Source organism: Paraburkholderia sp. GAS33 (assembly GCF_050436645.1).
Taxonomy (GTDB): Bacteria; Pseudomonadota; Gammaproteobacteria; order Burkholderiales; family Burkholderiaceae; genus Paraburkholderia; species Paraburkholderia phenazinium_B.
The window spans coordinates 633585-659030 of the sequence record NZ_JBNDMP010000001.1; the positions used below are offsets into that span (position 1 = coordinate 633585).

The following is a 25446-nucleotide window of genomic DNA, read 5'->3' on the forward strand; positions in this document are numbered from 1 at the left end:
CAATGGCGACCGCGTCTTCATCCGCGGCGCAAACGGCCGGCGGCCCTGGCGACATCGCGTACATGCTGTTCTCGAACGTCTATGGCTCACGTTGCGTGCGTTTTGCGCGCATGCCGCCGACCGGCAAACTTCTGGGGGAGCTCACCCCTATGCGGATGAGTACGGCGTGAAGCCGGTATTCGGCAGCGCAGAGAGTGAGACTGCATGATGTCCGGTACGCTGACCTGGCATCGCCTCCAGGATCGCTAAGCGGTGAGTGCCTTGACCATCTTCACCACCTCTGGCGAATGGACCACGCTCGCCGGCTTCACGAGGTCCCGCACTTCGACACAGAGCTTATGGAGCGCGGGGTCACGCGTCGCGGCGTTCGAGAGCGCGGTCTGATATTCGATCATCTGTCGCAGATTTTCTGGACGCTGCCCGCGCGTATGCGGATAGATCAAATCGAGAACCGACGACATCGCCCAAGGGTCGTCGATTACAGACTCGATGCGCTGTAGATAGTCGTGGCTGACGCCGTCGAGTGGGTCGTAATTCGAAGCGTGCGCCTTGAGCACCTCGCGCAACACAACCGCCTCCTTGGCCGCGACCGTCATGCCGTGGGCATAGACCGGGTTTAACCTGCACACCGAGTCGCCGAGGGGAACAAGCCCGCGTGGGAACGCGGTCATCCGGTTGAAATGTCGACGGCGGCTTTCCGGGAAACTGTATCGCGAGAGTTTACCCTGTCGCTTGCCCCGGCTGATGAGATCGTAAGTAGTGCTTGTCGGGAGGTCTTGCGAGAAGGCGACGAAAGCGTCTTCATTGGCTGGTGACCGGTCCGCCCCCCGGCTCACAAGGAGTACAAACCAGAGGCCGTCCTCGCGCAATACTGTGCAACTGCAACGGCTTTTCTCAGGTGCTTCAGCAAGAGTAACCGATGCCTTGAAATCCGGCGCCAGGGTGGTCGGCACGTCATAGAGTGCTGTTGTGTAGTTGATGTCTACGCCGATCACGGTTTCCTCGGGCTCGGGCAGTCCAACGTTCCTCAAGAAATCGAGCGTCGGCGTGCCGCGACCGGACGCATCGACCACCAGATCGGCCAGCATCTTCTGTCTGGCGCCCTCGCGATTCTCATAAAAGACGGCTGTGACGGCGAGGCTGTCGGGGTTCCCGAGGATCGAGACATGCTGGCAGCCGCCGATCAAACTGACGTTACCGCACGCTTCAAGCCGTGTGCGGGTCACAAGCTCTATCTGCGGGCGGGACATCAAGACAATCAGCGTATCGAGACGCCGCCGCGGAAATGGAGACACGCCCGGATATTCAACCTGCACGTCCGCGCCTACATCGGCTGCTTGTCCGCCGGCTTGCATTGCGCTGTCGACGAAGCCCGGAAAGAGTTCGTTAAGAGCGATCAGTCCGCCCGCCAAAAGGCTATGCGGATGCTTGCCCTGAGGCACGCCAGGTCGCGGCGTCGCGCCGCGGGGCAATTCGTCCCGCTCCAGCACGACGACGCGCTCGAAATGATCAGAGAGGGCCCGCGCCGCGACCAATCCGCTGATTCCGGCGCCAATTACAACTGCCTGCTTCCCCTTCCATCCCATCGACATGCACCCTCCGGCTTGGTGAGCAACTATGCATTACTTTGCCGATAACAGCGCCAGGTTCGCTTTTATTCCATCGACACTGGCGTTTCAGGTTGCTGGTTGATAGGCACATGAATTTCCGCCCCTACGCGCGTATCGCGACCGACGGTGGCAACGCGAAGTTACATAAAGCCGCTTTTGCCGTGGCTGCACTCACATGGGAGGAATGACGCCCTTGCCGATGGTAACAAGTCCCGCCTGGTCGCCGGGGTTGGTTTTGATGAAGACCGTAGATCCTATGGAGGCCGCCGACTGGTCGGCCAGCACGTAGCGAACAATTGGCGCGTTAGGCGGCACGGTGATATGAAGGACTTTGCTACCGCCGTCATAGGTGAGCGTGAGTGTGCGACCAGCCGCGCCGCCGCTCTCGGCGGAGACGACGCCGTTGGTCATGTTGGTGTCGGTGAGTTTAGGCGCTGCAGGCGAGACGTTCGACACCCGGCCGTTAGTCATGTCGGTCGCGCTAGGGCTGGTCGTTTGTGCAGCGGTTGGGTCGGGCAGTGGATCCCATCCGTAATAACCAATACGTCCGGCGCGCATGCTATCGGGGATGATGGCGAGCTCGACGGCGACCATGGAGCTTGCCGCCCCTTTAACGGCGGAGCCGACGAAGTCATTGACCTTGATCTCGTCAAGGCTTGATGGAACGACGTCGGCATACGTCGTGTACTGCCCGGTCTTTAGCGTGAAAGTGTGGCCGTCCTTTTCCTTGACTGTCATGCTGCCGTCACCGATAGCGGTGATGGTGCCGCGGATCCGGGAGGGTGCCTCTTCGCCGAAGGCGGGTGCGATGGCGAGCAGGACAGCGGCGGCGGTGGTAACGCAAAAGCGGCAAGAAAGCATATGAGATCCTCTCGATTTCAGCTACGGTGAGCGATGCGGATGAACAGGTCTAGGCAATGCTTCGGATAAACGCGGCGTCTTCAACCGGCAACGTATCTAGCCATGCCCCGTCTTGTCCAGGTTCAGGCGCGACGTGCCCGTATTCGACCAACCGCGTGTATGGCAGCTCGCTGAGATACGCCCAGACGGATCGCCTCGCCACTGACGCAGCCTGCGCGATGGTGTCCACGATGCTCTCCAGCATCCTCGCCTTCTGGTCGGGCGTTTTCCCCTCGCGCGTATATCCGTGCACGAAGATGTGATCGGCGTTAAGCTGCTTGCCGCCCACGAAGTGGCTTCCCTTGGGGATCGCGTTAAAAATCACTTGCACCAGAAACGCCGGTCCGCCCGTAATCTCAGCATAATCCTGAGTGAATTTTTCAGCGATGGATTGCCTGATGCTTTCCGAAAGAAAGTCGCTAGCGGCTGAAACGATGTAAGTCGGCATGTCACACTCCTAAGATAATAAATTCAGCTGTAAACGCTTTTTGCCTCAGTGCTGACCGGACTGACGCAATCCGAAAACAATTCAAGCGGTAACCTTGGCACGCATCGTGACAAATTCTTCGGCAATGGTGGGGTGGATACCCACGGTGGCATCAAGCTGTGCCTTCGTCGCCTTGCATCTGATCGCTACTGCGAAACCCTGAAGGATTTCACCGGCGTCGTCGCCTACCATATGGACACCGAGGACGCGATCGCTTTCGCGGTCCACGATCAGCTTAAGCAACACCTTGTCGCCGGACGACGAAACGGTGTGTTTGAGAGGGGTGAAAATGCTACGGTACAGGTCGATCTTGTAGCCACTTTCGATCGCCTGTTCCTCGCTTAGCCCAACGGTGGCAACATTCGGGTGACTAAAGATTGCAGTGGGAACACCGCTGTAATCCATATGCTCAGTACTGCCGTTGAAAAGTCGATCCGCGACCAGCATGCCTTCAGCCAGCGCAACAGGTGTCAGTTGCATTCGATGGATGACGTCTCCAACCGCATATATCGATGGCTGGGTAGTCTGGAAGACACTGTCGACGACAATCGCTGCGTTTGGCGCAAGCGTTACACCGACCGACTCCAGACCTAAACGTGCCGTATTCGGTGCCCGGCCGGTTGCATGAAGGACTGTGTCACACGACAGCGTTTCGCCGTCGCTGGTCACGCAACTCAATGTCGTGCCGTCACGCTGGATCTTGCGAAGTTCCGTGTTGAACCGGATGTGGACGCCTCGTGTTGTCATCTGCTCCGCAAGGAAATTGCCGAGGTCTGCGTCGAAACTCTTGAGCAGGCGATCGCCGCGGTATACCAACGTCGTGTCGACACCAAGACCATTGAATATGGATGCAAACTCGACCGCTATATAGCCGCCTCCGACGACGACCACGCGCTGCGGCAGCGTGTCGAGATAGAACGCATCGTCAGAGGTAATGCAATATTGCGCACCTTCAATGTCAGGCACAGTCGGACGGCTCCCTGTCGCGACCAGAATATATTTCGACGTGAAGGCACGGCCGTCCACTTCGACGGTGTGCGGCCCGGTAACCGTCGCTCTACCCCAGATCAGTTCGACGCCGGACTGGTTTAGCAAATTGCGGTAAACGCCGTTCAAACGGTCAATCTCCCGGCTCTTTGCATCCAGCAAGGTACGCCAGTTGAACACGGGCTCGCCAAACGACCAGCCATAGCTGCGGGAGTCTTCCAGCTCTTTTGCGAAATGCGCTGCGTAAGAAAGTAGTTTCTTTGGAATACATCCGATATTTACACAGGTACCGCCTAGAAAGCGTTGTTCCGCTATCGCGACACGTGCTCCGAAGGCAGCCGCTCGCCGGCTCGCCCGAATTCCTCCAGAACCGGCACCGATGGTAAAAAGATCAAAGTCGTAGCCAGACACTTAAGGTTTCCTGATTAATTAAATTACCCAGTTGCTCGTCGCTACCGTAGCGGCGCTCGTCATGTCGAAGTTCCCTTCGACAAATCGTCAGCGGCGCGGTTGGTCGTGCGTGTTATCGCCAGTCGTTAAGTGGTGGACGGGCGCTTTTCTCGCGAGGCCATCGAACAGGTCGAGCAGCTGCTCGCGCCATGCGTGGATCGGATCGTCCGGCTCCACGATCGCGATGTCGCTTACACAGCGACTCCACATGAACATGCCGAATACACAGTAGTCCGCATAGTTCGGCGCATCACCGGCAAGGAACGGTTGCCTTTTCAGCGTTGCCCGCAACGGAGCGAGCACGCGCTTTAGCTCGTTCAGGTAGTCTTGTCTGTGCTGCGGCAGTTGTTCTATCGCCATGCCAAGACGTGCTTCGCGGGACGCCCGGAAATACTGGCGATCTTTCGTGTGCAGTGCGTGATAGACGTCGGGAATCAGCAGGCGGGCCAACGCAGGTAGCAGTGTTGCGTCGGCCCATTGGTTGACGAAGGCGCAGGCTGCCAGATCACCGTTGTCCCCAGCCAGAGAAGGCATCTGCGGAAAGTGCCTCTCCAGGTACTGCGCAATGCGCCACGAATCACTAACCGTGACGCCGTTGTCGATCAACACGGGCACGCAGGTTTGCTCCGAGAACGCAATCTCTGCCTTATCCGTGAATCGCCACGGCACGCTCTGTGCCGTCAGTCCTTTGTGAGCGAGCGCCATTCTGGTCTTCCAGCAGTGCGGGCTAAAGCGCACCGCCTGATCCGCGCCGGCCAACTCGAACAGCACCAGACTTCGTTCGCTCATGCGTATCCTCCCGCGCGACGCGGCGTTTGCTGCCCGAACAGATGCTCGCGTGCGCTCTCCGTCACGGTCGGCGTCGTGTTGATGGTCTCCGCGATCCGGTACGCGCTAACGACAGCAGGGCGTCTGGACATCGAGTCCAGCCAGCGGTGCACCTGCGGGAAATCTGCGAGGTCCTGTGCCTGGCGTGCGTGCATCCGCATCCATGGATAGCACGCTATATCGGCGATCGAGAACGTGTCCGTGATGTACTCCCGATCGCGGAGGCGTTCGTCAAGTACGCGGTACAGCCGGCCAGTCTCCTTCTGATAACGCTCCGTCGCGTAGGCGATGCGTTCAGGGGCATAGTGCGTGAAGTGATGGTTTTGCCCGGCCATCGGCCCGAGCCCGGCCATCTGCCAGTACAGCCACTGAAGCGTCTCGAACCGCGCCCGGGTCTCAGAAGGAAGCAGTCGTCCGGTCTTGTCGGCCAGATATTCGAGGATGGCGCCAGACTCAAATACCGATAGTGGATCACCGCCCATTCGTGGATCGTGATCGACGATCGCTGGAATGCGGTTGTTCGGACTGATGCGCAGGAACTCGGGGCGGAACTGCTCTCCAGCCGAGATATTGACGGGCACGATCCGATACTCCACGCCCAGTTCCTCGAGCGCGATCGTGATTTTGTGCCCGTTCGGCGTCGTCCAGTAATGTAGATCGATCATGTGTTCCTCGCGGTGCGCAACGGCGCGTAGAGTTCTCTCACTGGTGAAAATGCACTCTCAGCGAGTACAATGTCAGTATTGTCAATGTTGACTAGTATGTCAACGATTTTTATGAATCCCGACAGGAGCACCTTTTTCATGGCAATGGTCAGACAGTTCGACGAGGAAACGGTATTGAGCAAAGTCCTGGAGACGTTCTGGCAAAAGGGCTGGCAGGCGACGTCAATGGCCGATCTGGCGGAAGCGGCCGACATCCAGCGCGGCTCGCTGTACCACGCGTACGGAGGCAAGGAACAACTGTTCCAGCTTGCTTTCGAAAGATACGCAAAACGCTTTCTCGCGGAAGCGCAGAAGGCCCTGGTTGCACCGTCAGCCGATCTCGCGCTGCGGCAGTTCTTCGATGTCGCGATCGCAAACATGACGGACGGTTCACCTGCTCGCGGATGCCTGACGACCAAGACCGCGGCGGAGGGCGACGCAGCGGGCCCGCAGATCCGGCAACGCCTGCGAGTGCTGCTCGACGATCTGGAGGCGGTAGTAACGAAGGCGTTGTCGAGCAAAGCAATGCGCACGCAGATCAGCACATCTCCAGCCGAGGCAGCGCAAGTGATGGTCGCGTTTACGCGCGGGCTCGCGGTGATCGAGCGGGTGTACCGCGAGCGGGATCGGCTGCACGCACTGGCAGACAGTTTTGTGCCGCTATTGTTGAAACACGCAGCCGAGTAAGGAGATTTGCGGCCCTTTGGAATATCGCGTCTGGCCGGGTGTTATGGAGATTGAAGATTCAGTCCCACCCCCTTCGTCACGCGATTCGAGGCCACTATGCCTGATCACTTCGATCTTCTGCTCTACTACGATGGATCTCCTGAATCCAGATCGGCATTGCTGCGCGTGACCTGTTTGGGATATGCGCTGGCTGCTACGGTTCACGTGCTGTCGGTCGTGGATGTCGAGGCGGCCCTCGGCTACTGTGTTGGATTCATCTCGAACATTGCGTGTTTGCAGATGGAAGGAGAGGCAAGGCGGGTCTTAAACGACGCGTTAGAACATCTGGAAGAACGCGGAATCGCCGCGCTCGGACATGTTGCAACAGGTAACGTGGTCGATAGCATGGCCAGGTATGCAGGCTTGCTCAACGCGGACCTGCTTGTGCTGGGGCACCGCAATCCGCGTGGATTAGCAAGGTGGTGGGGTAAGACATCACGCCATGTGGCGCTTGTGGAACGCGCCGTTGGACGTGCGGTCATCACCGTGCCGATGGACTAGGGGGACAATCTCACTTGCTTGGTTCTGCGGCAGCGAGCACCATCTCCGCGATTTTTCGAATCAGACTTTGTGGGACTGGTGGTAACTTTTGATACGCGAACGCTTCCCTGTAGGGCAAGCGCGACGCTTGCAATCGCGTTATGCGCATTGCAGTCTCGACCGACCCGCGGATCTCCGCCTCTATTTCCTCGCGCTCATGCGGCGATAAATTCCCGTCCGCATACGCCATTAGCTGGATATCGTCCGTTTTCATAAACGCGATTCCTTTTTGCTTCCGGTATTTTTTGTTTTCTGGTCTTCCCGCTCACCTAGCAATTTGCCAATTCTCTGACGTGCCCGCGACAGGCGGCTCATGACCGTGCCGACCGGTACACAGAGCGTTTCGGCTGCTTCGCTATAGCTGAGGCCCTCAACCGCAATTAGCAGCATAACTAAACGTTGGGCTTCCGGCAACGTTTGGACGGCAGCAATTATTTGGCTATGCATTACGTGTTCTTCTGGAGTGCCTGTGGTGCGATCAGCCGCGAGGTTGAGGAAATCGTCGTCCCATTCAACGCTGGAACGGCTTCGCACTCGTCGTGCGCGAAGCTCGTTGAGCCAGATTGAATGGACAATACTGAACATCCAGCTCAAAGGGGTCGTGTCAGGCTGCAGTTGATGCCCTCTTTCCAGGGCGCGTAAGCACGCCTTCTGTACGAGGTCTTCCGCGTCGTGGTGGTCGCGACAGAGGCGCAAAGAAAAAGCCCAGAGCCTGGGTAGCATTGTGGGAAGCATGCAGGGTAAGTCTGTGCCGGTCATTGGGGCGTTCCTAGTATTGTGCTCCGTAGCTTTCTCGTAGCGCCGGTTCAGGCCACGTCTTGTCTCTACGTCGAATCGCGCGCGATTTCAGGCAGCAATCCGGCGACTGTAATCATTGTTCCGTCATAATGTATCGATCACTACATTATCACAGCCAAACCGCTCTGAATAGATATATAGTTATCGATATATGTTGATGGGGCCAAAGAAGAGGAGTGCGACTGATGGCACGACCACGGGTGTTCGAGATTGAACGGGCGGTTGAAATTGCAACTGATCTGTTCTGGCGCAACGGGTACGAGCGCACGTCGCTGGCCGACCTGACTCAGGCGATGGGGATCACCCCGCCAAGTTTCTACTTTGCATTCGGCAGCAAGGAAGGGCTCTTCAAGAAAGTCCTCGAACATTACATGCGCACCCGTCTTGGCTACGCCGAGGAGGCGTTGAACGAGCCGACCGCACGGGGCGTGGCGGAACAGATGTTGCTCCGGCTCGCGGATCTTTATGCGGACCCCGGGTATCCGCCTGGCTGCCTTGCAGTGAACTGCTCACTTCCAGGCCACGCCAGTACGACGGCTTTGCAGCATGAATTTGCTGAGGTTCGGGAAGGGCGGCGGAGGAGACTACGTGACCGCCTCGAGAAAGCCCAGGCCGCCGGCGACCTGCCCGCTGACTGCGATCCGGATCAACTGGCGGAATTCATTCTTCTTTTCGATTCGGGCATGGCTCTCGCTGCTCGGTCAGGCGCCACGCGCGAAGAGCTTCATCGCACGGTGGCAACGGCCCTCAAGGCCTGGCCAAGTTGACGGCGTCTCAGTCCACGCCGCAACCATGCGCCAAAGTGGGTTCCGTATTGAGAGGTGACGATGTTGAGCACCATGATGTCTGGCCGCACGATGCGGGACGCCGCGGCCTCCAGGGCCGGTATGGCCTCTGCCTGGACGAAGACAACGTCGGAAGTCGCGGCGAACGGTTTCTTCAAACGATCCGCGAGCGGCACATAGGGATCCGCGCAAAGATCGGAGCATCGGCAAGGAATTGCTGGACAAGTATCGACATGAGGGAGAACCTCGTTCTATATGTCGGTTAGAGTGGCCGGGTCAGCTGGTGTAGCGCCACGACAAGCGCAAGCATCAGCACGGATAAAGCGAACACGATGCTGGCAGCTGCGTACACGGCTGGTGAAGGTCCATACTGAAGGCTACCGTAAAGGTAAACCGGCAGGGTGGTGAACTGCGGCGTCGTGAGGAAGGTCGACACCACCAGATTGTCGAAGCAAAGGGTGTAGGCCATGACGCCGCCGACGGCAATGGACGGGACAAGCTGGGGCAGGACGATGAACCAAAGTGTCTGCGCACGCGCGCTACCGAGATCCGCTGCGGCTTCCTCCAGTTGCCGGTCGAGCGTAAGCATCCGCGCCCGCACGATCAGCGCAACAACCGCGATCGCGACCGGCGTGATCCCAACGATCAGCGTGCCTAAGCCGAGCGGAACGCGTGTGACCGAATAGAACAGCAGCAGTGAGACGCCGGTGACCGACTCGGGCACGATGAGCAAGCTGTAGACCAGCATCGCAAGAAAGCGACGTATGCCGCTTCGGGGGTGCCGTACGAGCGCATAGCCGAGCGCCGAGCCGATTATGACCGAAAGCAGCGCACTCCAAAGTGCTACAAGAAGGCTCACCCGAACCGAGCGGCGCAACGACATGTCGTTCCAGGCAGCCGCATACCATTTCCACGTCCAGCCAGTCAGTGCGGCGGTTTGTTTGTTGAGGACTCCCATATTGAAAGAATAGACAACGGCGGCAGCGAGGGGCGTGAACAGAAAGACAACCACCGCGAAATACCAAAGTACCAGCCCGGCATCGGTCGCACGCTGCTGCCAGTGAACGGTTTTATCTCGCCACGCGCTCACTGGCCGACCTCGGCAAAACCCTTCGTCATCCGGGCAAGAACCGCGACCGCAAAGCTCACGACAAGCAGCACCAGCACGGCCATCGCGGAGCCCAGCGGATAATTTTGCGCCTGCATATACTGCGCCGATATCGCCTGACCGACTAACAGGCCGCGGCCACCCCCGAGCAGTGTGGGAATGACCATCTCGCCGAACATCGGCACCGCCGTCAACAGGGCGGCGGTCGCGATCCCAGCCCGGCTCAAGGGCAAAGTCACGCGCCAGAAGGTCTGCCAGGGTGACGCGCCGAGGTCGCTGCTTGCCTCGAGAAGTACTCGAGGTATCCGGTCGAGCGCAACGAATAGCGGCACGATCGCAATCGGCAGATAGGCGTAGACCATGCCGATAAAGACCGCCGTCCGCGTATCGAGCACATCGAGCGGGCCTTGATGTAGATGAAGCGTATTAAGGATGGCCTGCGAAAAGCCGCCCCGCGACATCAGCATATTTAGTGACATCACGCGAATCAGAAAGCTGGAGAAATAGGGAACAAGGACAAGCACGATCGCCAGCAGACGTCTTCGCGCATGTCTCGCGATGAAGTAGCCGACGGGGAAGGCCACCAGAAGGCAGAGCGCCGAGGCGCTCACCGCCAGGGCCAGGGTTCTCGCGAAAGTGGCACCGTAAAATCCTGAAAGCGCGGCTGTGTAGTTGTCAAACGTGAAGCCGAGGTCGACTCCGCCGAAGGTCGAGCGGCCGAGCGAGAACACGACGGTGAACGCCAGCGGTGCCAGGAAGAAGGCGGCAAGCCAGACCGAGGGCACAGCCGCCAATAGATGATCGGCGATCAGATCGGAACGGGCGCCGGTCTCCACACGGGATCTGGTGAGTGAAGTTGAACCGGCAAATAACACGCCTTAACCCGCCGCTGCCTGGATTTCGGCTTGCATCTGCAGATAGATGCCGATCGTCCCGGGATTGACGACGAAGGAGGTGAGCTTCTGGAAGTCGAGATTTTTGCCACCAAAGATGAGGTCGGCGTAGGGCACGGCGGGGCCGATCCGCGCACGCAGGCCCGCCAAAGCCGCAGGGAAGCCGAGATATTCCGTCTCGTGAACCTGCACGTCGGGCCGTAGTTGATAGGCGAGAAAATCGTAGGCCTGGTCCAGGTTCGGCGCTGATCTGGCTATCGCGTAGTTGTCGACCCAAAGCTCGCTGCGGGGACCCGGCACGACCCATTTGAGCTTCGGATTCAACGTGATGGCGGCGCGAGCGGCGCTCTGATGCGTCTGCGCGAGCACAATCGAGCCGTTCGCGACAGCATTCGGATCGAGTCCGGAAAACGTTTTGACGTGCCGGGCAAAACGCGTGAGGCGCTGGCCTGCCGCCCGGATGTCGGCTGCGCCCACTGTGTTCCAGTCCTTACCTTGCAGCCAGAGTTCCGGGCCGATGGTTTCCCAGCCTGAAACCGACAGACGTACCTTGCCGGACACGCCCGGCTTTTCGCCGGCCTTGAAGAAATCTTCCCAGGTGTGGATCTCGTCTCTGACCGCCTCCGGGTTGTACAAGACGCCTAGCAGGCCCCAGTCCTTTGGAATCGAGTACCTGTTGTTGCGATCGTAGACGCGGTTCATCAGGTTCGGATCGAGCGAGGCAAGATTGAGCCTGTGGTGGTCGATTTCCTCCAGCAGACCATGATTTGCGAACTGCCCGATCCAGCTCGACGATGGGATCACCAGGTCATAGCCGGCTCCAGCCGGGCTGTGGAGTTTGGTAAAGAGCATCTCGTTCGATGCATAGGTTGATATGGTCGGCGTGAAGCCGGCCATGCGGGCATAGCCCTGCAGGTCAACTGCCGAAAAATAGTCAGGCCAGCTATATATGTTGAGCTGAACCGCCCCGGTGGTTTTTGCATGCGAGGCGCGGGGACTGGCCAACCCCAGGGCTGCTGCCGCGGGGGCTGATCCCAGCAGGCGCAAAGCGGAACGCCGGTTCATGATCGATCCCGCTCAGATAACAGCTTCGATAAGGCGCGGTCCGCGTGTGGACATAGCCGAAACGAACGCTGCTTCGAACGCCCGAAGCGATACGCAACGCACGGCCTCTACGCCCATACCACCAGCTAGTTTCACCCAGTCAAGAGTCGGATCGCCAAGATCGATCATGGACGCCGCCCGGCCGGCGTCGGCGCACGCGCCGACGCGTTTGAGCTCGTGGCTGAGAATCTTGTAGCCGCGGTTGGCGAAGATCACCGTGACGACATCAAGCTGTTCCCGCGCCTGTGTCCAAAGCGACTGAAGTATGTACATCGCGCTGCCATCGCCTTGCAGCGTGACGATCTTGCGATCAGGGCAGGCCACCGCCGCGCCGGTTGATACCGCCATCATGCTGCCGATCGCGCCACCGGTGAGGTTGAGATAATCGTGAGGCGCGGCATTGGATGTTAGTCCGTAACACGAAAATCCGGCCGAGACGGATTCGTCGGCAATGATCGCCGCTTCGGGTAACGCCGCTGCAACCACGTGCATGAGGGTTTCAGCCGACAGCACAGCGGCGGCATCAAAGCTTGTGTGCGGCCGCGGCGCCATCACAGCGGCCGGCGCGCGTACGCTCAGGGAATCGGCGAGTTCGCCGAGCGCGATTGCGCCGTCTTCGTGCGATTGCGCTAGCGTGGCTATCCGGCAGGACGGCGGTATCGGCCAGCTCGGCTTACCCGGATAGGCAAAGAAACTCACGGGGGGCCGCGCGCACACGAGAATCAACAGATCAACCCCACGCAGGAACTCGACCATCTCTTCGCCAAAATACGGTAATCGTTCGACTTCAACACGACCGGCGCCACGCTGGAGGCGCGGAGTGAATGTGTCGCAGAGCAGGCGCGCCCCTGTTTGCCGTGCGATCCTGCCGGCAGCCCGCAGGCCGATGTCCTGCAATGCCTCGCCACGCAGCAGCAGCGCGGCCTTGGTGGCTTTTTGCAACAGCGCCGCGACGCGCTCGATCACGTCACCTGCCACGATATCCGGCTTTTCTACCGGCAGCGCGGCCGCCACGCCGTCGGCGCTATCCCACGCGGTGTCGGCCGGTACGATCAGGGTTGCGATATGGCCCGGTGCCTTGCGCGCGGCCTGCACCGCCTGGGCAGCATCGTCCCCGAGATCGAGCGCGCGTCTCGATGCACGTACCCAGTTGGAAACGGGTCGCGCGAATCCAGCAATGTCGGACGTGATCGGACTGTCGAACAATGAATGCGACGCGGGATGATCGCCGACGATGTTAACGACAGGGCTAGCCGCGCGCCGCGCGTTATGCAGATTAGCAAGTCCATTCGCGAGTCCCGGGCCGAGATGCAGCAATGTGCACGCAGGCTTTCCTGTCATGCGTGCATAGCCATCGGCAGCGCCGGTCGCTACACCTTCCTCAAGCGCCAGCACTGGGCGCATGGCCGGAACCTGGTCCAGCGACGCGATGAATTGCATCTCGGACGTCCCCGGATTACCAAAACACACATTGACACCGCTAGCTACGAGCGACCGGACGAGACTTTCTGCACCATTCATATCGTTCCTTTGACTGGTTGAGACACCTCTCAGAACGTTAAACACGCCGCAGTGCGACTTTATTCCGTGGCCGGAACGCGGCATGCGAGCGTAGCCTCCTTCAGTGGGGAATAGAGCAGCGTTCAAAGGTGTTCTGTTAAGTGCGCGGATTCACCGAAGCGCGCTACCAACGCGCTCACGCCGCGAACCCAAACAGGAGCAGGGAAAAAATGAGTGAGTTGATCAGCAAGACTCTCCGGAGCTCGTTCGGAGATCGGTTTGCCAACTGCGTGTCGATGCCTGGTGATGCCGGGTACAACAGCGCGACGGCAATCTGGCCAAAGCCGGTCGGTCGTGTTCCACGCGCCGTCGTACATTGCCTGACGCCCGAAGACGTTCAGTCGGCGATTCGCGCCGCGCGCGACTGTGATGTTCCATTGTCCGTGCGAGGTGGAGGACACGATTGGGCGGGTCGCGCGCTCTGCGATGGCATCGTCATTGACTTGAGCCGTATGAACGGCGTAGCGATCAGTGCCGACAAGCAATCCGCGCTGGTTTCGGGAGGCGCGCGCGCGGCAGATCTGCTCGCTACGATAGATCCGCTTGGACTCGCGGCCGTGACCGGTTCGAGCAGAGCCGTCGGCATAGCCGGACTTACTCTGGGCGGTGGCTACGGACCGTTGATTGGCCGCTTCGGACTCGCACTCGACAATCTGCTTTCCGCCCAGGTGGTTCTCGCAGATGGACGTATCGTGCTTGCGGACGCCGGGCATGAGGCGGAACTCTTTTGGGCGTTGCGTGGCGGTGGGGGAAACTTTGGTGTCGTGACCGCGATGCGGCATCGTCTGCATGAGCTGGCGAGTGTGTGGTCAGGCATCCTCATCTATCCGCTGTCTGAGGCCGGCGAGGTGCTCGGACGCTGTGCCGCGATGGCGTCTCTCAGACCCGAAGAACTGACGGTTCAGACAGGCTTTATTGCGGGTCCAGACGGTGCTCACGTAGTCTTCATCGTGCCGACCTGGTGCGGGCGGCCGGAAGAGGGCGAAAGGCGGCTGGCGCCGTTCCGCGAACTGGGAACGCTGCTTGTCGACACGCTAGGGAAAACGACTTATGGCGCTTCGCTGACCGCGTTCGACGCGCATATCGTGAATGGCCAGCACGTCTTCATGCAGACGTGCTGGCTGCCAGCGCTAGATAGCGCTAGCATTGATGCCCTTCGTGAGGCCATCGATGCGGCTGTGTCGCCAGGATGCGCGATCCTCACGCACGACTTTAAAGGTGCCGCTTCCCGGGTGCCGGCCGAGGCCACCGCCTTCGGTCTTCGCCGCGATCACGTGCTTGTGGAGATCATCGCTCTTTGCGCCGATGGTTGCGACGAGTCGGAGCAGCAACGGCATAAGCAATGGGCGAAGAGCACCCGCGAGGCACTCGATGCGATGGCATTTCCCGGCGGGTACCCAAACATTCTTTTCGACAGCGAGCCGGATCGCGTGGCACAAAGCTACGGTCCGAACGCCGAACGCCTGATCAGGGCCAAGCGGCAATACGATTCCAGCAACGTCTTCCGTTCGACGATTCCACTACCGGCAAGCGGGTCCTGAGGCGACGCCATGCGGCTCGAACGAGGTTGGAGCCGTCATGCAGTCAGATGCACTCAAGGCGCGGACGAGGTCAACTCGGCCACGCCTTGAGTGCTGTCGCCACGGTGCGACGGAGGTCGTTGCGCGTTGCTCCCGATTGCGCCGCGAGAGCCATTCCCCACCCAACGACAATGAGGAATTGTGCCAATGCGTTTGGATCGCAATCAACGGGGAGATCGCCTGTCGCCTGGGCGCGCTTGAGGCGATCACGCAGTCTTCCTCGGCGCGCACTGCGAAGGCCGGCAAGCTCATCGCGCAAAGGTGTCGCTTCGTCGCTGCAGGGAAAGGAGCAGTTCACCGCAAGGCAGCCGGGCGGGCACTTGGGGTCCGTATAAAGATCCGCGAGCCGGAGCAACATCTGTTCTGCTACGCCTCGTGCGGTTGGCTGGTTCAACGCGTCTTCGGCATAGCTCAGACGGGTGCGCATGTAATGTTCGAGGACTTTCTTGAAGAGTCCCTCCTTACTGCCGAACGCAAAGTAGAAGCTTGGCGGGGTGATCCCCATCGCACCGGTCAGGTCGGCCAGCGACGTGCGCTCATACCCGTTGCGCCAGAACAGATCAGTTGCAATTTCAATCGCCCGGTCAATCTCGAACACCCTTGTTCGTGCCATCAGTCGTACGCCTCCTCAACAATCTGGTGAGATTATATCATTCGCTATATTTCTTTCCGGATCGGTTTTGATGTGATAATGTATTGATCGATACATTACGATCGACCGAAACGATTTCGGATAATCAGTGACCTTGCCGTTGGGCTCGGTCCTCTTTCTCTACGATGGAGCCAACATGCAGTTCAAACAGTTCGGCCAAACCGGTTTGATGGTATCCCGGCTGTGCCTTGGCACCGGAACATTTGGCAAGCAGACAGATGAAGCAGAAGCCCATCGAATGCTCGATAAGGCGGCTGAGGCAGGGGTGAACTTCATTGATACCGCAGACATCTATCCGCCGGGAGCGGAGGTCGGCGGCGCGGAAGTCATAACAGGACGCTGGCTCAGCAACAAGCGAGGGAGTTTCATTCTGGGGACAAAGGGCGGCGGTCGCATGGGGCCTGCCGCCTGGGATGTGGGCAACTCGAGAAAGCACCTGCTCGACGCTATCGACGCGTCATTACGTCGCCTGAAGACGGACTACGTCGACCTCTATCAACTGCATATGGACGATCCCGCCACGCCACTAGACGAAGTGGCAGAAGCGCTGGACACGATTGTGCGTTCGGGCAAGGCGCGGTATATCGGCGTGTCGAACTGGCTCGCCTACCGTTTGGCGAAGGCTCTCGGACGGCAGGACACGTTGCGGCTGACACGTTTCGTGTCCACTCAGCCGCGCTACAACCTGTTGTTTCGCGAGGTGGAGCGTGAGCTTTTCCCCTTGGCGCAGGAAGACGGCATTGCGGTCATCCCTTTCAATCCACTCGCGGGAGGCTTGTTGAGCGCCAGATACAGGCATGGCGATACGCCTGAGAAGGGGCGCTTTTCGCCAGAACTCGGGGGGTTTGGTGCGATGTATCACGCGCGGTATTGGCACGAGCGCGAGTTTGAGACGGTCGGGAAAGTCCAGCAGATCGCGGAGCAGCAACGCATCGCTTTGCCGACTTTGTCGATTGCCTGGGTGCTCGCCAACCCCGCGGTCACTTCGGCCATTCTGGGCGCGAGTCGGCTCGAGCACCTTACCGACACGCTCGCCGCCGCGGATTATCACCTCGAGAGCGCGGTGAAGGCGCAGCTTGACGAAGTCAGCATTGAGTATCGCAGGGGGGACGCGGGCAAGTAACCGACTCTCGCTGTATGGGATTGACCATCTCTAGCGCACAGCCGAAATCACCTTCAACTGCGTGAACTCCTCGAGTCCCTCTTGCCCCAGTTGCACACCCATGCCCGATTGCCCGGCTCCGCCAGGCGGGACATCGAAACTGAAGTTCACGTGGCAGTTGATCCATGTCGTGGCCGTCTGGACCCTCTGAGCGATCTCGAATGCGCGTTTCGTGTCCTTGGTCCAGATGGTGCCACCGGGCCCGTACCCGGAATTGTTCACCCTTTCTATGAGTTCGTCGATGCCGTCGTACACGAGCACGGGCATGGTCGGTCCAAACCGTTCTTCGCGTACCAGGCGCGCATCGTCCGACACGTCTCGAACGATTGTTGGAGGAATGAAGTAACCGGATCCGTCCGCAGGCGTGCCGCTGGCGATAATGTTTCCTTGGTCCTGTGAATCCTCGATGAGTTCCTTCACACGCTCATACTGCGCACGGTTCTGAATCGGCACAAATTGACTTGAAGGTCCCATCCCGTTGTCGATTAGCGCTTGCTTCGCCAGCGTAGCAAGCGCGTCGCACAGGCGGTCGGAAATGGAGCGCGGTGCATAAATTCGCTTCGCTGCAAGGCAGAGTTGGCCGCTGTTCGCCATTGTTGCCATGAAAATCTTCGGCGCGACCTCATCTACGTCGACGTCGTCCAGAACGATTGCCGCATCGTTACAGCCGAGTTCAAGTGTGACGCGTTTGAGTGTACTCGACGCGCTTTGAAGTACTTCAATGCCGGTGCGCGTGGAACCGGTGAACGATACCTTGGCGACATCTGGATGGCATGTCAATCTGGTGGCGAGATCGTTTTTAATGGTAATAACGTTTAGTACACCTGCCGGAAAGACAGGCAACACGAGCTCGCCAAGGAGCAGTGTGGTGAGGGGAGTAGTTGGCGCCGGTTTGGCGACTACCGTGTTGCCGCTCAACAGGGCCGGGGCGACTTTCATCACAAGCATCAGCACCGGGTAGTTCGAAGGGGTGATAGCGGCGACAACGCCGAGCGGTGTCCGCGTCTCGACAATGAACCCAGTTTCATTGTCGCGCACGGTTTTGTGCGGCAGATCCTGAGTCGCGCTAAAGCGCAAGAGAGCGATTGACCAGGCGATTTCGTCATGGGCCTTTGCAAGCGGTTTCCCTTGCTCCCGCGTGAGTAGCGTAGCCATCTTGCCGGCGTTCTCTTCGAGCGCGTCCGCAAATTGGTTGAGGCTCACGCCGCGATCGGCATACGTACGGCTGGCCCATGCGGGAAAAGCCGCTTTAGCCGCGGCGACAGCCCGATCGAGCTGAGCTTCGTCGGCGATAGGACATTGTTCGAACACCGTACCGCTCGCTCGGTCTTCAATGCCGATGGTACTGACACCGCCAACCAGCTTGCCGTTAATCGACATCTTATAGCGCATGACATGCTCCTGGAAAATGGTATCGGCGAAAGAAGCCGTGACGATTACCGACTAGAACACTTGGGGTGGCGTCAAAATTCCGTTCGAAGTGGTAAGCCTCGTCATTTTGGAGAGCGCGAACACGCGACATTGACGCGCTCTACCGTACAAGGCCATACACGGGAAACAGCCAGCGAATCGAATTATTCCCAGGGCGCTGAACAAGTTTCGCCACCACATGCGAGGAGAGGGAAGTTGTAGCAGTAAGCGCAACAACGATCGTCCCCGAGCGGGCATGGAATATTTCGCCGCTTTCAACTGTTCTCGGCAAGTAGCCCGTGCCATCGCGCGATCAACTCGCGCTCCGCTAATCCAAGGGGGTTGCGGGGCGCTATGCAGGGTAGGGCGGTGCCGGTGCCTTTAGAACGCGAGCACCACGAATGCAAGGAGCAGTGAATTATGGGTACGACAACGCAGGCTGCGGGACCGGATAATCTGAAAAGTTCACTCGAACCGGGCGACCACACGGTCAATCTCAATGGTGTCGATCTCCATTACCGCGTGTGTGGCGACGGGCCGCTGTTGTTTCTGATTTCTCCAGGCTGGGGAGTGGGTAGCGGTTACTTGCAAAGGGGCTTCAGCTTTCTGCGGGAGAGGTTCCGCCTGGTTTTCGTTGACACCCGGGGAAGTGGCCTGTCTGGCCGCCCGGCTGACCACACGAAGATGAGCAGCAACGATATGGCGGATGATCTCGAGGCACTACGCGAGTATCTGGGGCTATCTGCTCTTCAACTGCTGGGTCATTCGAACTCCGGATCCATCGCACTCTTTTACGCTGGACGGTATCAGGATCGCGTCGACAAACTGGTACTCATCGACAGCGAAGTGCGTGGCATCAGTGCGGGCGGTCATACTCAGGCATTTTTGGAGGCGAGAGCTGAAGATCCCCGCTATAGGGCGGCGGTTCAGGCGGCGATTGGCCATTTTTCCGGTAAAGGCAAATCCTTTATGAGCGATGCAGATCTATCGGGTTTCGTCGCGGAGACTTTGCCGCTATTCTTGAAGAATCCGGAAAAGAATCTTGCATTAGCCAAGGAGCAGTTGCTGGTCGAGCAAATCTCCCTTTATGCATTCGAGGCGCAGAACGCAGCAGACCAGGCGGCTGAAGACGATCAGACAACGCTCTTTGATCAGGTACGCGCCCCTGCACTTGTCATGGTGGGTAGGCATGATTGGCTCTGCCCGGTGCCGGTCGCGGAGCGCTTGCATGCGGGGATCCGCAGCGCCCGGCTGGTGACGTTCGAGGAAAGCGGCCACTTTCCATGGATCGAGGAACCCGAGAAATTCGCGGCCGAGTTGCTACGGTTTTTGCGAGGGTAACGCAGCGTCGGCCTCGAATATTGCGCGACCCAGCGGTTACCCCAGGTGTTTCGATGCGCTCGGATAACCGAGAGGTTCTCGTCGAAACTCAATCGGCCACGGACAGCCGCTTGGCGACCAGTTTTTCGAAGAGACGCGGCACTTCACGCTCAGCGTCGAAGGCTGCGAATTCAAGTGCAAGCTTTTTCGCGTTAGCGCGATATGCGGGATTCGACAACACTTGCTCAACCGATTCGCGCAACTGGGCAACCCCAGGTGTTTCCGTGTCAAGTCGGACGCCGCTGCCGGTCCATGCTACGCGTGCTGCAATCTCAGGCTTGTCCTGACTGCTGCCCGCCAGCACCATGGGAACACCGCAACTGAGTGCCTGCGTCACTGTTCCATAGCCACCCAACGCCACGAGCACGTCGACGTGCGGGAACACCTCTGCAAAATTCAGAAATGGCACGGCTACCGAATTCGGGCTTAGCGGGCACGGTATGCTGTCAATCGGCCTGCCCCCTGTCGTAATCAGAATCAGCTTGTCTGCGTCGGCTCCGAACGCCTCTATGACAGGCGCGACCAGTCGCCCAAGATTGTAGTTGGCGACAGTTCCCTGACTGACAAGAACGATGCTACGTTTTGCTTTACGCGCTTCGCTCACCTGCGGAGGTACGGCCCCAGAACCTTCCGGAAAAAGTGGACCAATGAATTGCACCTTCTTGCCAGACGGTTCGCGGTAAGGAAATTCGAAACTGGGACCGCACGGTTGAAGAATCAGATCGGAGAGGAGAGCTGACGACTCAAGGACCGGCCTTTGGAGCCTTTGTGCACCGAGCTTGTGAAGAATCCGATTCGTATGTTGGCGCACCGGATCCGTCAGTATTTTGGTTATTTGCTCGGCGGTTGACCGGTACTGTTCGCGTTGAGCTGCATCGGTGGCCGGTGGCAAGCCTGGACCGGACGGCGCGCCGTCTTCACGAGGCAGTGGCAGGGTAGAGATGCTGAGACAGGCGCTGGCGGGACGAGAAGAGCGCGCGCCGAGCAATAGCGGTAGCACTCCGAAGAAAGCAGTCTCGTGCACTATCAGGTCAGCTGGGAACCTGTTCAGGATAGCCTTGAGCCGATGGAATTGGGACGGGATGGGGTTGGCAAATACATGTTGCATGGCGTAAAGCGCCTGCTGCGGACCAGGGGCGTATTGCAGTAACTCCGGAAAGGCTGCGTCGACATTGGTGAGATCGAAATCGACGTCCGCAGGGAGTGGATAGAAGTCAATCCCCGCCGCCCGCACTTTTTTACGAAACACCGAGCCCGTGAAAATTGCCGTTTCGTGGCCCGAATTTCGCAACATACGTGCGAGCACCAGCAATGGATTGACATGTCCGGAAGCAGGGGTTGAGGCAAAAAGAACTTTCATTTTTATCCTTTGGTAGGCTGTTTTACGTTCAGCAACATGAACGGATTTGTGACGCTAACTGCATTGAATCGCGTGGCGACGGTCGCTTTGGCTGCCGATAAATCGGCCACGATGAATAGAGCGCATGCTCGCACCTTCCCGGCATTGATCGGTTGTTCTAGGAGGCTCATTTCCCCACCACCGTTCGAAGGCTTCTCAAGGGATTACAAGCGTTCGCCAAGGTTTGACGTGCGCGCGATAGCCGACTCATGACGGTCCCGATCGGTACGCCTAGCTCCTCTGCAGCATCGCTGTAGCTCAGACCCTCGAAGACGATCAGAATCATGACAATCCGTTGCGTTTCGGGCAGCCGCTCGACTGCTTCGATGACCTGCCCAGTCATCATATTTTGTTCAGGCGTAGGTGTGACTGGGTCTGCGACTGTATCGAGAAGCACGTCATTCCATTCGACGCGGCAGCGACCACGGATCTTGCGAGCTCGCAACTCATTGATCCAGGTAGTGTGCATGATGCAAAACATCCAACTCAGCGGTGTAGTATTCGGGCGAATCTGGTGCGGGCGTTCGAGGGCTCGCAGGCAGGTGCGTTGCAACAGGTCTTCAGCGTCATGACGATCGCTGCACAAACGCAATGCGAATGCCCAGAGCTTCGGCCGCAAGCGTGGCAGCAACTGAGGTAAGTCGTCTGCGGCGGTCATCTGCATGATTTCTCGCCCGTCTGTTGGCTACCGTCACTCGGCGGCGATGCGATGTGGCAGGACCAATTTTTCCGTACGAGGCCTTCTGTATAGGAGCGCGGCATTGCGGTCGCTTTGCATGCAACGGGGGAAAGGGAACAGATCACGTTGATCTGGATCCGCTGCGAGTAACCAGAATGAACGAGCCAACCTTCGTGATCAATTCAATCAACGATAACGTGGACCAGACTGGGTAGAACGCGGTCTCCGTTGCGAGGTCAGACGCGATGACCATAATGGTTGTGCCGCAGAGGAAGAGAAATACCAACCTTGCCCACGCAACGCCCTGGAGCGTCAGCAAGGCGACGCATGCCGACAGGAGCGTCTCCATCAGAAGCAAGGCGGTCGCGGTTGAGGTCTGTGCAGAAGACAATTCGAACGGTAGTTCGAAAAATGCCCACACGATCGATGCGGTCAGACTTGATCGACCGGCGCGAGTAAGCGTCATATCCACATCGGTGCTTTTGGCGAACAGTCCGGGAATCTTGGAAAGTAGAGGCATATCGTTATGAAAGGAATGACTGAATCTATCGGTTAGGCAGACTGCGGCGAGGCTGTCGCGATGTTTTCACTTCATGCTGTGTTTGCCTCGACACTAACTGCATCGGTTGCGATTCGAGTAGCCGACCCATGCATTTCGAATTTCCTAGGTAAACAGCGGACGCATCGAGAAAATTCCAGGGGCGAAATTTTAAATCTGACGTTGTGTCGGATTACTTATTAAATTACGTAAAACGGAATAATTACAAATGAAACGAAATTCCAGAAAGGTTGCCATTTAATGCTGGCGCATTAAAGGATATTGGTGCGGCCCTCACCGGGGCTATTGCGTTTGAACGTGGATTCGTGGTTGAAAATTGTGCGAGCGATCGCGAAGCTGTATGTACCGCTAGCGATGTATTCGCCGGGATGCCATTATTAGAAAGGTAAGCGACCGATCAGGGGACGTCCCTTGATCGATCCCCTGGGTCGCCGCCGCGCCCACAAGATGGTCGACGACAGAAGAGCAGTCCCTCAGTCAGCGCGCAACGTTCAGGTCGCTTACCGTCGACAGAAACAATTGCAGCGAAGCCTGGATATACATGGGATCAAAGCCTAGAAACAGATTCTTCACCCCTAACCGCATCGCTTCTACAGCCTGCGCGGGAGTCACCGCAAACGAGGTGACTTCCATGCCTTTTGCTTTGATCCTGCTTATCACGAACTCGATGGCATGTCGCACCTTATCGTGGTTGGGACCATCGCTGAAGCCCATGTTGACCGATAAGTCGAACGGTGCTGGGATCGCGCCGGCAAGCCCGTCGACATCCAGGATGGCGTCTATGTCGCGAACCGCGTCGGGATGTTCAATTAGCGCAATGACGCCGGTCTCGGCGTTGGCTCGCTTCGCATAGTCGAGCATGTTGGTTTGCCATTGGTATTGTGTGCGAAACGGCCCCCAGCCGCGGACGCCTTGAGGCGGATACTTTGCGTATGACACCGCCTTCTGCGCCTCTTCACGGCTTGTGATCATAGGTACGACGATGTTTTTGGCGCCGGCGTCCAGCGCCAGTTTGAACTGGGCCGGGTCATTGTGCGAGACGCGAATCCACGGTTGTGCGGGTGTACCGATCATCGCCGTGATCATTCGGTAGGCCGTCTCGATCGAGATTGGGCCATGCTCCATGTCGATCAGGATGTAGTCGAATCCCGAGTTGGCGAACATCTGCACAAGTTCCGGAGAAGGCGATGTCACGCCGACTCCAATTTTCACTCCATCAGGTTTTTTAAGCAGTTGTGCGAGGTAGGCGGAGGGGTTGGAAGGGCTGTTCTGCATCAGGAATTTCCGTGTCAAGGTGGGTGGGAAGGACATCGCGACGCTAGATGACCAAACAACACGTGCACACCGCGATTTATTCCGCGGTCGCCCCCGTGTTCGACGGTGTTGGCGCTTGTTGCACCGAAGTACATCGTTGAGACCGACGATGGCAGGATGACTGCTGATGAGTTGGTGGCGACGGTAGCAGTGCAAGGATTGCCAGGAGCGAACCCACCAAAGATGCAAACGGAAACCGAGACTGCGTGGAGAGCGTTCATCGCCTGCAAGGGCTTTGCGCTTTGCAATCGACTGCCGCAGGTCATAGATGTGCGTCACCTTGATGACATGGACCGGCGTGGTGCCAAGTGGTGAACTCTTTACGTAGCGTGTGAGGAAACGCGTGGCTTGACCGTGATAGTAGGCAGCCCAGTTTCCGCGGTTGTTGTTCAGCTATTCCTCACGGATAGGCCAACGCGTGTTCTTGTGATGGGTGATGGTTTGCTGCTGAAGTCGGCTTTCATGAGCCCTGGGATGGATGCCGGCCGCGACCAGCGTGGCGGCATTGCTTCACAACTCTCGTGCGTCATGAAGCGATAGATCGGGGAGGTGCCCCAGAGTGTACGGCAAGCGTTGCCGTCCAGTCGGTAGTCGAATTTCCACGTATTCGTATCCTTGATCGATACGTATAAATACATCGAATCGCGATCGGTGAGCTTATAGGGCTTGACTTGTGGTTTCGCGTTCAGCAGGAGCGGATAGGTGAGCTTCATGGCGGGTTCCGTCACGGGCAACTACCATGTATTTTGCCTGCGATTTACCTGCAAAGCCGACGGAAGCTGGCGGATTTCCTCGGAAGCGATCGGAGCTAACGCCAGCTACTGGATGTGCCACCGTAGTTAGTCCATATCGCCTGGACCACTCGCTATAACCCTTTACCAGAAAGCCTCCGGAGCGCTCCACATATTGCTGCCGGGCCGCTTCATAAACTTCCCGAAGCGCAAACCACGGCACCTGCGGCAGATCATGATGCACCAGATGAAAGTTGTTATTCAGAAACAGCAGACGCCAAAACCACGCAGCTTCGTTGAGCACGGTGCGGTGCTCGACAGCCTCGGCGACACGATGCTCGTAGAACGAGCGGATCGAACTCAACGACAGCGCGCCGTAGCCGATGCCGAGCATAAACAGCCACACAGGTATTCCGCAGGCTGTGTGCAGCCACCACGCAAGGCCACCGAGTGACGCGCCATGCGCAAGCCACAACGGAACCTCGCGCCAGTCGCCACGACCGACCTTGCGCATCGCGTCGATGGTCGTCGCGGCAATCGCGAAGGCCGGCCCTACCAGCAGGCGCCCAACAAAGGTATTGCGTAACATTAGCAGCGCGCGTGTCGCGGTGCCTGCACGTTGCCACGTTTCGCCGGTGACGAAGTAGCTTTCCGGGTCGTGCTCGGGCCGTGTCAAATGCACGTCGTCGTGATGCCGCAGATGCGAATTGCGGTAGATGCCATACGGGAACCAGACAGCGAGCGGAGCGAAACCGAGAAGACCATTGACGAGGCGCGAGCGGGTAGGGTGGCCGTGTAGCAGTTCATGCTGCAGCGACATGTACCAGGCGCTCAGCAGCGCCAGCAGACCGGTGGTGAGCGGCAGTCCCAGGCTGCGCGCGTGCGTCGCGACGCTGAACCATCCCCCGTAAATCGTGACGATCAACACCCAGGTCGGCCATTCTGTGCGCCATGTCCAGCTCGCGCTCATGCGCGTCAGGGCTTCGCGTTGCTTGTCGTCGAGGTAAATCGCCATCGGCAGAGTACGGGTCGGACCGGATCGGGATGCAGGGAGCGTCAGCAGACGCGTTAAAACCGATCGTACGGGGACCTGCGCCGGT

At 58.5% G+C, this 25446-nt stretch carries 26 protein-coding genes; 6 read left to right on the forward strand and 20 right to left on the reverse strand.

Annotated features, from left to right (window positions below):
* Positions 1 to 245: 245 nt before the first annotated feature.
* The 6 genes from P3T24_RS02895 to P3T24_RS02920 form a co-directional block, all read right to left on the reverse strand.
* Positions 246 to 1592 carry an FAD-dependent oxidoreductase gene (locus tag P3T24_RS02895; protein ID WP_429432252.1) on the reverse strand — a complete coding sequence of 449 codons (1347 nt, stop codon included), beginning with the start codon at positions 1590 to 1592 and terminating at the stop codon, positions 246 to 248.
* Between the two features lie 189 nt (positions 1593 to 1781).
* Complete coding sequence (locus P3T24_RS02900) at positions 1782 to 2471, reverse strand: hypothetical protein (RefSeq protein ID WP_429432254.1); 690 nt, start codon at positions 2469 to 2471, stop codon at positions 1782 to 1784.
* A 49-nt stretch (positions 2472 to 2520) separates the two neighbouring features.
* Complete coding sequence (locus P3T24_RS02905) at positions 2521 to 2958, reverse strand: tautomerase family protein (RefSeq protein ID WP_429432257.1); 438 nt, start codon at positions 2956 to 2958, stop codon at positions 2521 to 2523.
* An 81-nt stretch (positions 2959 to 3039) separates the two neighbouring features.
* On the reverse strand, positions 3040 to 4395 hold the full coding sequence (gene gorA, locus P3T24_RS02910) for a glutathione-disulfide reductase (RefSeq protein WP_429432259.1): 1356 nt from the start codon (positions 4393 to 4395) through the stop codon (positions 3040 to 3042).
* 87 nt (positions 4396 to 4482) lie between these two features.
* The gene (locus P3T24_RS02915) at positions 4483 to 5223 is read right to left on the reverse strand and encodes a glutathione S-transferase family protein (RefSeq protein WP_429432262.1); all 741 of its coding nucleotides are present in this window, start codon (positions 5221 to 5223) and stop codon (positions 4483 to 4485) included.
* Entirely contained in the window at positions 5220 to 5927 is a 708-nt protein-coding gene (locus P3T24_RS02920) for a glutathione S-transferase N-terminal domain-containing protein (protein ID WP_429432265.1), read from the reverse strand. The genes P3T24_RS02915 and P3T24_RS02920 overlap by 4 nt, the downstream gene beginning before the upstream one ends.
* Positions 5928 to 6065: 138 nt before the next feature.
* Here P3T24_RS02920 and P3T24_RS02925 point away from each other — a divergent pair, with 138 nt between their 5' ends.
* Positions 6066 to 6653 carry a TetR/AcrR family transcriptional regulator gene (locus P3T24_RS02925; protein WP_429432268.1) on the forward strand — a complete coding sequence of 196 codons (588 nt, stop codon included), beginning with the start codon at positions 6066 to 6068 and terminating at the stop codon, positions 6651 to 6653.
* Positions 6654 to 6749: 96 nt separating this feature from the next.
* A complete protein-coding gene (locus tag P3T24_RS02930) occupies positions 6750 to 7193 on the forward strand; it encodes a universal stress protein (RefSeq protein ID WP_429432271.1) in 444 nt (147 codons plus the stop codon).
* A 10-nt stretch (positions 7194 to 7203) separates the two neighbouring features.
* Here the strand turns inward: P3T24_RS02930 and P3T24_RS02935 are convergent, their stop codons facing one another.
* Complete coding sequence (locus P3T24_RS02935) at positions 7204 to 7446, reverse strand: hypothetical protein (protein WP_429432274.1); 243 nt, start codon at positions 7444 to 7446, stop codon at positions 7204 to 7206.
* Positions 7443 to 7991: an RNA polymerase sigma factor gene (locus P3T24_RS02940; RefSeq protein WP_429432277.1), complete on the reverse strand. Its 549-nt coding sequence runs from the start codon at positions 7989 to 7991 to the stop codon at positions 7443 to 7445. Before P3T24_RS02940 ends, P3T24_RS02935 begins: the two co-directional genes overlap by 4 nt.
* Positions 7992 to 8215: 224 nt before the next feature.
* Here P3T24_RS02940 and P3T24_RS02945 point away from each other — a divergent pair, with 224 nt between their 5' ends.
* Complete coding sequence (locus P3T24_RS02945; RefSeq protein ID WP_429432280.1) at positions 8216 to 8797, forward strand: TetR/AcrR family transcriptional regulator; 582 nt, start codon at positions 8216 to 8218, stop codon at positions 8795 to 8797.
* A gap of 280 nt (positions 8798 to 9077) precedes the next feature.
* On the opposite strand, the gene P3T24_RS02950 is transcribed toward P3T24_RS02945, so the two are convergent.
* From P3T24_RS02950 to P3T24_RS02965, 4 genes are read right to left on the reverse strand one after another with little or no spacing between them, the layout of a single operon-like run.
* Entirely contained in the window at positions 9078 to 9905 is an 828-nt protein-coding gene (locus P3T24_RS02950; protein ID WP_429432283.1) for an ABC transporter permease, read from the reverse strand.
* Positions 9902 to 10759, reverse strand: coding sequence for an ABC transporter permease (locus P3T24_RS02955; protein WP_429432286.1), 858 nt, complete (start codon positions 10757 to 10759; stop codon positions 9902 to 9904). Before P3T24_RS02955 ends, P3T24_RS02950 begins: the two co-directional genes overlap by 4 nt.
* A 42-nt stretch (positions 10760 to 10801) precedes the next feature.
* A complete protein-coding gene (locus tag P3T24_RS02960) occupies positions 10802 to 11881 on the reverse strand; it encodes a polyamine ABC transporter substrate-binding protein (RefSeq protein WP_429432289.1) in 1080 nt (359 codons plus the stop codon).
* A gap of 12 nt (positions 11882 to 11893) precedes the next feature.
* Positions 11894 to 13441, reverse strand: a complete 1548-nt coding sequence (locus tag P3T24_RS02965) for an acetolactate synthase large subunit (RefSeq protein ID WP_429432292.1) — start codon at positions 13439 to 13441, stop codon at positions 11894 to 11896.
* Positions 13442 to 13650: 209 nt separating this feature from the next.
* Here P3T24_RS02965 and P3T24_RS02970 point away from each other — a divergent pair, with 209 nt between their 5' ends.
* Positions 13651 to 15021 carry an FAD-binding oxidoreductase gene (locus tag P3T24_RS02970; RefSeq protein WP_429432294.1) on the forward strand — a complete coding sequence of 457 codons (1371 nt, stop codon included), beginning with the start codon at positions 13651 to 13653 and terminating at the stop codon, positions 15019 to 15021.
* A 70-nt stretch (positions 15022 to 15091) separates the two neighbouring features.
* On the opposite strand, the gene P3T24_RS02975 is transcribed toward P3T24_RS02970, so the two are convergent.
* Complete coding sequence (locus tag P3T24_RS02975) at positions 15092 to 15673, reverse strand: TetR/AcrR family transcriptional regulator (RefSeq protein ID WP_429432297.1); 582 nt, start codon at positions 15671 to 15673, stop codon at positions 15092 to 15094.
* Positions 15674 to 15848: 175 nt separating this feature from the next.
* On the opposite strand from P3T24_RS02975, the gene P3T24_RS02980 reads away from it, so the two are divergent.
* Positions 15849 to 16835: an aldo/keto reductase gene (locus P3T24_RS02980; RefSeq protein WP_429432300.1), complete on the forward strand. Its 987-nt coding sequence runs from the start codon at positions 15849 to 15851 to the stop codon at positions 16833 to 16835.
* 30 nt (positions 16836 to 16865) lie between these two features.
* On the opposite strand, the gene P3T24_RS02985 is transcribed toward P3T24_RS02980, so the two are convergent.
* A complete protein-coding gene (locus P3T24_RS02985; protein WP_429432303.1) occupies positions 16866 to 18266 on the reverse strand; it encodes an aldehyde dehydrogenase family protein in 1401 nt (466 codons plus the stop codon).
* 438 nt (positions 18267 to 18704) lie between these two features.
* On the opposite strand from P3T24_RS02985, the gene P3T24_RS02990 reads away from it, so the two are divergent.
* The gene (locus tag P3T24_RS02990) at positions 18705 to 19625 is read left to right on the forward strand and encodes an alpha/beta fold hydrolase (protein WP_429432306.1); all 921 of its coding nucleotides are present in this window, start codon (positions 18705 to 18707) and stop codon (positions 19623 to 19625) included.
* Between the two features lie 88 nt (positions 19626 to 19713).
* Here P3T24_RS02990 and P3T24_RS02995 read toward each other — a convergent pair whose 3' ends face one another.
* From P3T24_RS02995 to P3T24_RS03020, 6 genes are all read right to left on the reverse strand, one after another.
* Positions 19714 to 21024, reverse strand: a complete 1311-nt coding sequence (locus tag P3T24_RS02995; protein ID WP_429432309.1) for a nucleotide disphospho-sugar-binding domain-containing protein — start codon at positions 21022 to 21024, stop codon at positions 19714 to 19716.
* Positions 21025 to 21190: 166 nt separating this feature from the next.
* Positions 21191 to 21721, reverse strand: coding sequence for an RNA polymerase sigma factor (locus P3T24_RS03000; RefSeq protein ID WP_429433230.1), 531 nt, complete (start codon positions 21719 to 21721; stop codon positions 21191 to 21193).
* A gap of 142 nt (positions 21722 to 21863) precedes the next feature.
* The gene (locus P3T24_RS03005; RefSeq protein WP_429432312.1) at positions 21864 to 22262 is read right to left on the reverse strand and encodes a hypothetical protein; all 399 of its coding nucleotides are present in this window, start codon (positions 22260 to 22262) and stop codon (positions 21864 to 21866) included.
* A 516-nt stretch (positions 22263 to 22778) separates the two neighbouring features.
* On the reverse strand, positions 22779 to 23576 hold the full coding sequence (locus P3T24_RS03010; protein ID WP_429432315.1) for an HpcH/HpaI aldolase family protein: 798 nt from the start codon (positions 23574 to 23576) through the stop codon (positions 22779 to 22781).
* A 428-nt stretch (positions 23577 to 24004) separates the two neighbouring features.
* Positions 24005 to 24328, reverse strand: a complete 324-nt coding sequence (locus tag P3T24_RS03015; RefSeq protein ID WP_429432318.1) for a hypothetical protein — start codon at positions 24326 to 24328, stop codon at positions 24005 to 24007.
* The gene (locus tag P3T24_RS03020) at positions 24273 to 25361 is read right to left on the reverse strand and encodes a fatty acid desaturase (RefSeq protein WP_429432321.1); all 1089 of its coding nucleotides are present in this window, start codon (positions 25359 to 25361) and stop codon (positions 24273 to 24275) included. Before P3T24_RS03020 ends, P3T24_RS03015 begins: the two co-directional genes overlap by 56 nt.
* Positions 25362 to 25446 lie beyond the last annotated feature (85 nt).